Annotated in this window: 7 protein-coding genes; 6 read left to right on the plus strand and 1 reads right to left on the minus strand. The window is 35.7% G+C overall.

Translation table 11 applies throughout. The annotated features are described in order from the left end of the window. The first annotated feature begins 104 nt into the window (after positions 1-104). The 6 genes from IAE53_RS11165 to IAE53_RS11190 all read left to right on the plus strand — a co-directional run bounded on the left by IAE53_RS11165 (position 105) and on the right by IAE53_RS11190 (position 6,920). On the plus strand, positions 105-1,295 hold the full coding sequence (locus tag IAE53_RS11165; protein WP_147651548.1) for a galactokinase: 1,191 nt from the start codon (positions 105-107) through the stop codon (positions 1,293-1,295). 307 nt (positions 1,296-1,602) lie between these two features. Then, positions 1,603-1,974, plus strand: a complete 372-nt coding sequence (locus IAE53_RS11170; protein ID WP_233610771.1) for an IS110 family transposase — start codon at positions 1,603-1,605, stop codon at positions 1,972-1,974. Between the two features lie 543 nt (positions 1,975-2,517). Beyond that, the gene (locus IAE53_RS11175) at positions 2,518-3,366 is read left to right on the plus strand and encodes a MetQ/NlpA family ABC transporter substrate-binding protein (RefSeq protein ID WP_147651546.1); all 849 of its coding nucleotides are present in this window, start codon (positions 2,518-2,520) and stop codon (positions 3,364-3,366) included. 153 nt (positions 3,367-3,519) lie between these two features. Continuing rightward, positions 3,520-4,638 (plus strand): alpha-hydroxy-acid oxidizing protein, encoded by a 1,119-nt coding sequence (locus IAE53_RS11180; RefSeq protein WP_147651544.1) that lies wholly within the window; start codon positions 3,520-3,522, stop codon positions 4,636-4,638. Positions 4,639-4,718: 80 nt separating this feature from the next. Continuing rightward, positions 4,719-5,582, plus strand: coding sequence for a MetQ/NlpA family ABC transporter substrate-binding protein (locus IAE53_RS11185; protein ID WP_147651542.1), 864 nt, complete (start codon positions 4,719-4,721; stop codon positions 5,580-5,582). 9 nt (positions 5,583-5,591) lie between these two features. Continuing rightward, positions 5,592-6,920 carry a CapA family protein gene (locus IAE53_RS11190; protein WP_147651540.1) on the plus strand — a complete coding sequence of 443 codons (1,329 nt, stop codon included), beginning with the start codon at positions 5,592-5,594 and terminating at the stop codon, positions 6,918-6,920. 402 nt (positions 6,921-7,322) lie between these two features. On the opposite strand, the gene IAE53_RS11195 is transcribed toward IAE53_RS11190, so the two are convergent. Next, positions 7,323-7,958: a DUF4230 domain-containing protein gene (locus tag IAE53_RS11195; protein ID WP_147651538.1), complete on the minus strand. Its 636-nt coding sequence runs from the start codon at positions 7,956-7,958 to the stop codon at positions 7,323-7,325. Between the last annotated feature and the right edge of the window lie 212 nt (positions 7,959-8,170).

Below are 8,170 nucleotides of genomic sequence, written 5' to 3' on the forward strand. Positions count from 1 at the left end.
TGTGCAAGACATTATCAAGACAGCTTGGCAGTGGCATCAGAGCCACCCTAAAGGCTATGATGAACGACATGAGGATCAATAACAATAATAGTGGAGATAACAATATGGAATCCAAAATATATAGAGAATTAGAGCGAGAATTTCAATCAAAATTTGACTCTCAACCCAGTGATTTTTTCTTTTCACCTGGTCGAATCAATTTAATTGGTGAACATACAGATTATAACGGAGGACATGTTCTACCTGCGGCTATAACGATTGGCACCTATGGTGCTGCAAAGTCTCGCCATGATAGATTTGTTAAACTATACTCCAAAAATTTTTCAAATGAGGGCGTTATTACTTTTGATATTAATGATGAAAATCATTTGCAGAAAGGCTCATGGGGAAATTTTGTAAAAGGTGTGCTTCAATCATTGAGATTGTATGGTAATAAATTCGACCATGGATTTGAGCTAGCTATTGTCGGTAATATTCCCAATGGATCAGGATTATCTTCATCCTCGTCCTTAGAATTACTTGCTGGAATTGTAGTAAAAAAGTTGTATGATCTAAAAATTCCTCGTCTACAATTAGTTGCTAGCGGTCAGAAAGCGGAGAATGACTATATTGGTGTTAATACTGGTATTATGGATCAATTTGCAATCGGATATGGTGAAAAAAATCAAGCAATTTATCTCGATACCAATACGATGATTTACGAACTTGTTCCCGTGGAAATGCGTGACAACGTTGTAGTAATTATGAACACCAACAAGAAAAGAGAGCTATCCGATTCTAAATATAATGAGCGTGTTAGAGAAACCCAAGAAGCGGTCTTTGACTTACAAAAAGAATTGAGAATCAATTTTTTGGGGGAAATTGACAGTAAAACATTTGAAAAAAGCAAACATTTAATTAATAGAGAAGTTGTGGCGCGTCGAGCGAAACATGCAGTTAGTGAAAATGAAAGAACTAAAATAGCCGTTAAACTTTTAAAAGATAATCATATGATGGAATTTGGCAGGTTGCTAAATGAGTCTCATGAATCATTAAAGACTGACTATGAAGTGACAGGAATTGAACTTGACACCTTAGTAGAGACTGCTCAAAAAGTCCCAGGCGTTCTAGGCGCAAGAATGACCGGAGCAGGGTTTGGGGGCTGTGCTATTGCTTTAGTTAATAAACGAAATGTTGCTGAATTAAAACAAATAGTTGGAAAAGCATACAAAGATAAAGTTGGATATGAAGCTTCATTCTACGTCGCCGAAATTGGACAAGGAGTTCATTCAATAAGTTTAAATGCTGGAAAATAGTATACTTATAGTTATTAACCAGCAGTTGTGTAAATGCTCTTATACTAAAAAAATTACTAACATTAAAGGTGAAGCCTACTCTCGACGGAGATGATCTTCACCTTTTTTGGATTTATTCTAAAATTGGTAGTGAAACTTAGGTCGTTGGTCTTTTTGACACCAGACGTCGTAGAAAAAAATAGCCATTTCACTGGCTTTACCACACAATTTGATCTTAGTAAGTTAGGCGCTAGACGTCGAGTATAGAAAAATAAATGGTCGTGAGGTTTCAGTGGTTGTTTCAAATATTTTTTAAGGAGGTGCTATTATGCACTATGTTATTGGTATTGATGTCTCTAAAGCTACTAGTCAAGTTGCGGTGGCGATTGATGGTAAGGTAACACAACATTTCAAGATAACCCATGATGCTCTGGCATTCAATCAACTCAATACAATTATCATGCAATTTAATAAATTTCCTGATATTGTTTTTTGGGGGACCGGTATTTATTGGCGACGATTGAAATCATTTTTGGATTGGCATAATTATCTCTATACTTATCTCAATCCCTTAGCAGCAAAAAAACAGTTGGATCAGCTTCGCCCGAATAAAAATGATTTGAATGATGCTAAAAACTTGGTTGAGATCCAATTCATTTTAGCTCGTGCTAAAAGTTATGTTCAAAATCCAATTTATTGACTTCTGAGCAAAGGAGAATGTAAGTAGGAAACTATTTCTAACATAATTTGATTGACAAGTATTTATAACTATTTAAAATCAATAATAGTCTATTACTGTTTTTAAGTAAGAACATCCTTGACAATACATTGAATGGGATGTAGCATTATCTATAACGATTTTTAGAATGAAACGAATTGAACAGGAAAGTAACAGTTTATCAAAGCCAAGAAAGCTAACGGAAGATGTGAGTTAGCGTGCGTGCGATTGTGAAAATGACCTGTGATTGGTGCAGACGAATCGGTTTACCGTTTAGTTTGCAACGATTTGGCCCCCGTTAACGGGCACACCATTCGGCTAGGATCATTTCCCGATGCCCGATGGTTAGTGAGCAACTATTTGGTAACAAATAGTCCAAACTCAGAATGGTATCGCGCTTATGGTAAGCCGCTTCTGTATTGACAAAGTACAGAAGCGGCTTTTTTGATTGACAAAATATCTTGTTCATCGCCATTCTAAAAATCAAGTATTATCATTTAGAGAAAACAGGGAGAAATACGTATCATGAGTAAAACAACTAAATGGCTTGTTGGTGGTGTGGCTGTCGTCGCTATCGCCGGTATTGCCTATGCCAGCTTTGGTCCACAGACCAAAAGTAAAGATAAAGAGACACTGACGGTTGGTATCATGGCAGGCGATAAACGCACCGACAAGCAATGGAAAATTATAAAAAATAATGCCAAAAAAGAAGGACTGACCTTAAAAATAAAAACGTTCACGGATTATACACAACCTAATGCTGCGTTAACATCAGGCGATATTGACGCAAATGCGTTTCAGCATTACATCTTTTTGAATGATTGGAATAAGAGCCATAAGTCTAATATTGTGCCTGTCGGGGAAACAATTTTAGTGGCTGGTCGCCTATATTCCGACAAGCACAAATCAATTAAAGATATTCCAGAAAATGGAACGGTTGGCATTTCAAATAGTAAGGTTACCCAAGGTAGATCTTTATTGGTATTACAATCTGCGGGATTGATTAAAATAGCCAGTAATGTAAAAGATCCAACGGTAAAAGATATCGTTGAGAATAAAAAAAATCTGAAATTTAAAGAATTAGCAACTGACCAATTGGTTAGAACTTTACCAGAGGTAGATGTTGCCGCCATTGATCCTAGCTTTATCGTCGGATCTGGTCGATCAATCAAGTCAGCCATATATGTGCAGCCAGTAGATAAAAATACCCACGGGGGAATTAATATTATTGCAACAACAAAAAGCAAAAAAAATAGTGTTGCGATTAAAAAATTTGTCAAAGCTTACCAATCTGATAATGTGGCCGATTATATTGATAACAAAAGTGGCACCGGAGAAATTGCGGTTTGGAAGGGTGCACCAAAGGTACAATAATGATGAAAAAAAGTTTTTTTTAACTCAAATCGCTAAATTAATTTACTTTTCAATAAGGAATGCTTAACAGCAATCAGCATAAGATAATTTCAACTTTTCGTAAGGTTTGGTTACCGATTACCAAATATCATAATCAAAGAATGAGGATCAAAGATGAGTTATAAAACGTCAGAAAAAAATCAATATTTAGATATTGTCAACATTAGATCTTTAGAAAAACAATTCCAAAGTAGTATGAAACAGCAAAATCATAATTCTGAAGCTGACTTTATTTTAGGAGGTGCTGGTGATGAGGAAACTTTGCGCGCCAATACCGATGATTTCAGAAATTTTAAAATTATACCTAGTGTCATGCATGGCTTGTACGATGGCTTGGCAGATACTTCAACAAGCTTTCTTGGGCAGAACTTAACATTGCCAATAATTGTATCGCCATCAGCTGCCCATGGGTTAGTCCATGAAAATGCGGAGTTGGAAACTATTCGAGGTGTCGCTAAGACTGGAAGTATTATGACAGTTTCACATTTTAGCAATCAATTAATTTCTTCTATCCATGACTCTTCTCCCGAAACCCCATGGTTGTATCACTATGATGAAGATTCGGATTCTGGATTAAACAAATTTTTGCTGGATACTGCAGTCAACAATAAGGCTAAGGCCATTGTAGTAGGGGTGTTTGGTGCCAGTTTTGGTCGTAGAGAACGTGACTTGAAAAATAAGTTCGACTTTCCGTCAGATCTGCCGTTTCAACAATTATCAGCCTATGATAATTACCCAACAGGTTTGGACATACTTTCAGTCAATAACAGGAAACATTCAGATATTAATCCAGATAGAATTAAAGTTATTAAAAAATATTCAAAGCTACCGGTCATTATTAAGGGTATTCAAAATGGCACGGATGCCGTCAGAGCTATCGAAGCCGGGGCTGATGCTATTTGGATCTCAAATACTGGTGGTAGACAGTTGGACGCTACAAGGTCAACTATCGAAGCCCTACCAGAAATATCTGAGGCAGTCAATAAACGTGTTCCGATAATTTTTGATAGTGGTATAAGAAATGGTCAGCACGTTTTTAAAGCACTAGCTTTGGGCGCCGACATTGTAGCATTGGGAAGACCTGTACTGTATGGTCTACATTTGGGTGGTAGTAAAGGTGTAGAAAGTGTTCTGCGTCATATGAAGAGCGAATTAGAAAATACGATGTTATTGTCTGGAGTGAAAAATTTAGAAGAGTTACGTAAGTATGCTAAAGTAGAGAGATATCGTTAAAATATTTAAATCTCAAATCTGTAACATTTTTCAACATTGCCATCACCGTAAAATAAATCCGAAAGAGAGAAATTGCTACTATGAATAAAAAGCCCAAGAAATGGTTGAGCCTAGGGGTAATAATCATCATAATGTTGATTCTGTCAATGTTATTTGTTAAATCACATTCTTCGAACAAGAGTAAGACAATAACGGTTGGTTCACAAGCCACAGACACGGAAGTCTGGAAACATATTGCTAATTCAAAAGTGGCAAAAAAATATCATGTTAAAATTATTGTAAAGGACTTTACGGATTCAAACAGTTTAAACACTGCATTGTCAAACAATGATATTCAAGCAAATGCCTTTCAATCCTATGCATTTTTCACAACATATAATAAAAACAACCCAAAAAGAAAAATTTTTGCATTAGGAACGACGTATATTCAGCCTATGGGGTTATATTCAACAAAATATAAATCCGTGAAGGCCATTTCTCAAAATCAGACTATTGCAATCGGAAATGATGCTGCGTCTCAGAGTAGAGGATTAAAACTATTAGAATCTGCAGGTCTGATAACATTAAAAAAGCACGATATTAATGACTTATTAACTCCCAATGATGTTATTAAAAACGGTAAAAATCTTCACATCAAATCAGTGATATCGACTACAACGCCTTCTTTACTTCATGACAGGGGAATAGCAGCTGTTGCAATTGATAACAATACAGCACAAGCAGCAAAGTTAAATGTCTTTAAGAACTCAATATATTATGAAAAGTTAGATCAGAACACTAGGGCAAATGTAAATGTCATCGCCACAAACGAAAAGCACCGTAACGATTCGACATATAAAAAGTTGGTTACAATTTATCATGATCCAACGATTCAATCATGGATTAAAAAGCATTATCCTGGCAAAATGGAAATCAAAAAATCAATTTCCGATTTGGAAAAGTGAGTATTCAAAATGAAAATAATCTTAGCAGGTGATATGTTGTTCTCCAGTAGAAACTTGGCTAATAGATTAGATAAGAAATTAGTCGAAAAATTACGGGCTGCTGATGCGGTGTTTGCTAACGCGGAATTTACGACACCAGAAGAGAATAGACCAGTGGCAGCAGGCAGAGGTTATGTTACAGCTGTTAGGCCTGGCATACTTAAAGAATTTAATGACCTGAATATCAAATTGATTTCCATGGCTAATAACCACAGTGGTGATTTTGGCATATTAGGCATTTTGGATTCTCTTAAATCTGCCCAAGAGCATGACTTGATTGTAGGTGGCTTGGCTAAATCGTTAGATGAAGCAAGGCTTCCGAGCTTCTACGATACTTCGGATGGACGAATTGGATTTGTTACCGCAACAGCAACACGTGGTGATATATTCGCTGCCAGCAACTCTGGAAATGGTGTCCCTGCTCGTCCAGGTGTGAATCCGCTGCGCTGGTACGAGGAGTATCAAGTTAACGAGCAGCAATTCGATCAATTAAATGAGATATCCAATGAATTAGGTTTGTCGGGTAGTAATCAACATGGCCGAAATGTTGAGGGATTTGATGCACCAGATAATGAGACGTTAGTTTTTGGATCCCTATTTGAGAAAAATCTAACTTTTAAAAAGGCAAAAAAAACAGAGTTTAGAACCGAGGTTGATGCCAATGATCTGAATGAAATATTAGACAGCATTAAAGATGCCAAAAAGCGAAGCGATTTTGTTTTCTTAAACATTCATACACATGAGGGTGTCAATGGCGATTGGTATGAAGACCAGCCTGCAGATTTTGTCGTGCACACGGCTCATGCAGCAATTGATGCTGGCGCTGATATTGTGATTGGTCATGGCGCACATTTCATCAGAGGAGCAGAGCTATACAAAGATAAATGGATTTTTTATAATTTAGGTAGCTTAATCATGGAATTTGAAGCAGGAAACTCAATTATTCCCCCAGAGATGTATCAAGCGTACGGTCTTGATGGACATTCTAAGCCGTCACAATTACATCATCAAAGAGCGGTTGATGAAAAAGGCAATTTTAAGGGGTTCAGCGGCGACAAGAAATTTTCGCAAAATATCATTTTAGAATTGGAAATCAATGATGATAGACGGCTAACCACTCTTAATGTCATTCCACTTGATTTAGGCATGACACGTGATAATGCCATTAAGCGTGGTTTACCGGTCATTCCATCAGAAAAGGAAGCTATTTTAGTCATGGATAGACTCAATGCAATTAGTGCACCGTTTAATACAAGTTTTGAATATAATGAAAAAAGAAATTTTTTTCATATAAGGTAACCTAACACCTTGTAAAAAAAGTTTAGAGACTTTAATGATAACCGAATAAAATCAGCCAAATAGTCTATGTTCATAGTATAGGAGCAAAAAGTACTGCTTTAACATCTTCATAATTTTCCCATACAATGAAATTGAATGAAACTCAACTTATCACTCAAAAATTAATGATTAAAATCTTGATTATTAATTATTTTTATTCTGATCTAAAAAGTAAAGTCTAGATATCCTACTACGCACTTGGTAAAATATCAGTATTTCACTAACTACAATTCGCATATTTTCTGGTGCGTGAACAGTTGCTTTTTTATGAACACAAGACATGAAAGGATACAAGTTTAAAAGACGTCTAACATTTTTGGTGTTAGACGTCTTTTAAATTAGTTGTTATGTAGCAATATTCTATTACTCAAAATTAACTTTCACACTTGTTTCTTTGCCAGTCGACTTGAAAAGTGTGGTGTAATAATCCTTAGCCGAATCCTGAATCATGTCTTTGTATGTCTTTAAGTAATGCTTTTGTTTACTGCTTGAAAGTGCTTGAGAAACAAGTTGTCCCGTATCGACGTTTTTTGTTGATGCACTCAAAATATTGCCACTGTCATCATAAAGTTGGTAAGGGTTTTTCTTATCTAATTCGACACCAATAACGTCGAATTTAGGTACTGTAATATCAACTTGGTTCTTATCATTATATTTAATCTTGACAGGATTTTTGATTCCCAACTTAGCATCATAGTTTAAAATAATTATCGCTTTTTTCTCTGTTAGTGGTACCCCTATGTGAGTCCATGGTATTTTAAGATTATTTTGTCTTGTTTCGATATCTTGTATACCGACATTCAAAAAAACATGTTCATCAACTTTTTCAAGGTTTTTAACCATTGTAGCTGTAGTTGACTGACTTGTTTGAATTCCGTCATCTTGATTATTGAAAAGACTATTTAATTTAAAACCAGCAATCAAAACGACAATTAAAATCACGACTAACAAGACCAGGGTAAGCCATGTCTTAGTTCTACTTTTTCGCCTAAACTTCATTAAATTTGTACCCGCTATATATATTATTTTGTGTTAACGAATTTCATGACTAATCCAAAAATTACCAATCCAACGAAAGCCAGGGTAGGATTTAAAAATAGTAATCCAAACAATACCAAAACTAAAATAATAGTTATCGTTTTTTTCATCTCATACTCCAGTGCTCAGAAGTCAATAAATTGGACTATTTTTATTCAGTTTCTTAGGCAACA

This window comes from Leuconostoc sp. S50, from assembly GCF_016624925.1.
GTDB lineage: Bacteria > Bacillota > Bacilli > Lactobacillales > Lactobacillaceae > Leuconostoc > Leuconostoc pseudomesenteroides.

Coding starts and splice junctions, on each gene's coding strand:
- IAE53_RS11170 (WP_233610771.1), top strand. CDS start 1,603: ATGCACTATGTTATTGGTATTGATGTCTCTAAAGCTACTAGTCAAGTT.
- IAE53_RS11190 (WP_147651540.1), top strand. CDS start 5,592: ATGAAAATAATCTTAGCAGGTGATATGTTGTTCTCCAGTAGAAACTTG.
- IAE53_RS11185 (WP_147651542.1), top strand. CDS start 4,719: ATGAATAAAAAGCCCAAGAAATGGTTGAGCCTAGGGGTAATAATCATC.
- IAE53_RS11180 (WP_147651544.1), top strand. CDS start 3,520: ATGAGTTATAAAACGTCAGAAAAAAATCAATATTTAGATATTGTCAAC.
- IAE53_RS11165 (WP_147651548.1), top strand. CDS start 105: ATGGAATCCAAAATATATAGAGAATTAGAGCGAGAATTTCAATCAAAA.
- IAE53_RS11195 (WP_147651538.1), bottom strand. CDS start 7,958: ATGAAGTTTAGGCGAAAAAGTAGAACTAAGACATGGCTTACCCTGGTC.
- IAE53_RS11175 (WP_147651546.1), top strand. CDS start 2,518: ATGAGTAAAACAACTAAATGGCTTGTTGGTGGTGTGGCTGTCGTCGCT.